General features: G+C 71.4%; 2 protein-coding genes. Both read right to left on the reverse strand.

What is annotated here, in order from left to right; all coding sequences use genetic code 11:
- A partial coding sequence (locus BN903_RS13420; RefSeq protein WP_048078215.1) for a YihY/virulence factor BrkB family protein occupies positions 1-651 on the reverse strand: 651 nt, incomplete at its 3' end.
- A 61-nt stretch (positions 652-712) separates the two neighbouring features.
- On the reverse strand, positions 713-1614 hold a 902-nt coding region (locus tag BN903_RS13425), incomplete at its 5' end, for a tRNA (guanine(26)-N(2))-dimethyltransferase (protein WP_048078216.1).

The following is a 1614-nucleotide window of genomic DNA, read 5'->3' on the forward strand; positions in this document are numbered from 1 at the left end:
GTACACCTGAAAGCCGGCCTGAAGCAGCGTCCAGCAGACCGCCGCGAACGCCGCGCCCGGCAGCGCCTCGCGGACGCTCACCGTCGGCTGCGGGAGGAGGTAGTACATCGGGAGGAAGACGGCGGCGAGGAAGGCGGGCAGCGCGAGGACGCTCGCCGCCTCGACCAGCGGAACCGCGTCCGCGGCGGCTACGAACGCCCCGACGACGACCATCACGCCGATGCCGACGCCGACCGCGACGACGACCGAGGCCGCGTCGACCACCTGCTTGAGGAAGCCCGGAGTCTCGTCGCCGCCGTACAGGGAGACGAACGCCGTGTCGAGCCCGCGAAACACCTTCAGCGTCGACCAGAGCAGGACGCCGAGCCCGAGCAGGCTCGCACCGGTCCGTCCGCCGGCCGAGGAGACAGCGCCGACGACCGCCTCCTCGCCGGCCGGGGTGAGGAAATCCCCCGTCGAGGCGACCAGCTCCGCGGCGATGGTCTCGCCGAAGACCGCGGTGGCGACGACGACGAGCAACAAGAGCGCGGGGACGAGCGAGACGAACGCGTAGTAGGCGATCGCGGCCGCGAGAAACGTCACCTGTCGGTCGATCGCGAGGTCGGCGACGCGCCGAACCGTGCCGAACGCGGTGCGCGAGTGTCGGAACACGCTCCGCCCTTCGGCCGATGGCGACAAAAGCGGGCGGGTACCGATCGCGGGCAGGAACGGGTTAGTCCGCGTCCGTTCCGAGAACCGCCTCCCGCATCTGCGGGATAGACGCCGTGCTCTTGACCGCCGTCCCGCGGTAGTGCGCGCGGCTCGCCTCGTGGCCGGCCCCGCGTAGGCGCTCGACGAACTCGTCCATGCCGATGGCCGGCTCGCCCCACTGCTTGTACAGCCGGTGTTGGTCGTAGTGGGTCGGCGTGTCGAGTTCGCGCGCGACGGTTCCGAGCAGCTTGCGCGCCCGCTTCGCCTCGCCCATGTCGTCGGTCACCTCGCGGCGGACCGCGCGCGCGAAGTCGGGGTCAGCGACCGGACCGAGCCAGATCGGACCGGCCGTGAGGACGCGGTTGCTCCCGCACTCCGGGCAGGCGTCGACCGGGTCGGCGATGCGACCATGTGTCGCCGACCGCCACAGACAGTCCTCGCAGTGGTCGACGTGCCCCAGCGCTTCGAGGCAGTCGTCGGCGGCGCGGGCACCGGACTCCAGTTCGAGGTAGGTCCGCGCGTAGTGGCGGGAGACGTGGGAGACGATCGGCCGCGCCGCCTTGTCGTAGCGCGCCGCGGTCCGCACGAGCGCGGAGACGAGCGTCCGAAGCCCCATCTCCGGATGGTAGTCGGTGTTGCGCGGGACCGCGCCGTACTTCCGAATCCCGCTCTGGAGGTGGGCACCGCAAAGCGGCGCGGTGTCCGTGGCGGTGACACAGACGAGGTTGCGGCCGTTCGCGAACGCCGCGTCCGCGAAGGGGATCGGCGTGCCGTACGGGTCCAGATCGACGACATCGAACGGTCCCTCGTCGTACAGCAGGGCGTTGACGTCGCGGTGAACCGCCTCGCCGTCCAGCCCGTTGGCGTCGAGGTTCGCGGCGGCGAGGTCGACCGCGTCCGCGTCGATGTCGGCGCAGGTGACCT

Source organism: Halorubrum sp. AJ67 (genome assembly GCF_000513435.1).